Raw genomic sequence first — 688 nt, 5'->3', positions numbered from 1 at the left:
TAGAAGGCTTGTGGCTTGCCATGTCGTCCGATATAGCGCCGTGTGGCTTCGAAGTAGCTGACGGTCGATTCGGTGCCGGCAAAATAGAGCTGTAACAGTTCGCCTGTCGCATCATCGACGTACACCAGCAATGTACAAGCTGCGCTGCGGCCTTCAAACCAGTCATGGCGGCTGCCGTCGATCTGGACCAGTTCACCACGGCAGGGACGTCGCTCCCGCGGCTGATGCAGCGCTGCGCGCCGCACACCCTTTGGGGGCCACAAACCCGCTTCGAGCATCAGCTTGCGCAGCGTCTCTTTCGACAGATTTATGTCGTGCCGGTCTCGTAACTGCTCGCATGCCAGGGTAGGGCCAAAGTCGGAATAATGCTCATGCACCAGCTCCAGTGCTGTCTTTGCCACCCCTGGCTTGAGCTGATTATTGCTCGGCTTGCCCCGGTATTTGGCGACCATCGCGCCAACACCTTCATCGACAAACCGTTTCCGCAGACGCAGAACCTGTCGGGGCGTAATCTGCAGCCGCTGGGCTGCAACGGCTGGTGCTATCTCGCCTCGTACACAGGCCTCAATGACCTTGGCACGGTTCCACTCCTGCATCGTCATGCCCCCGATTTTGCTCACACTGGACTCCAAACTATTCAGAGTCGACAGCATGAGCTATCGAGCAAAATCAGACATTTCTACTTTGC

At 57.4% G+C, this 688-nt stretch carries 1 protein-coding gene; it reads right to left on the bottom strand.

From position 1 onward, the window contains the following. On the bottom strand, window positions 1-620 hold a 620-nt coding region (locus IFT60_RS26180), incomplete at its 3' end, for a helix-turn-helix domain-containing protein (protein ID WP_192057024.1). Between the last annotated feature and the right edge of the window lie 68 nt (window positions 621-688).

This window comes from Massilia sp. CFBP 13721 (assembly GCF_014842025.1).
GTDB lineage: Bacteria > Pseudomonadota > Gammaproteobacteria > Burkholderiales > Burkholderiaceae_D > Telluria.
This window is presented reverse-complemented; position numbering and strand designations above follow the sequence as displayed.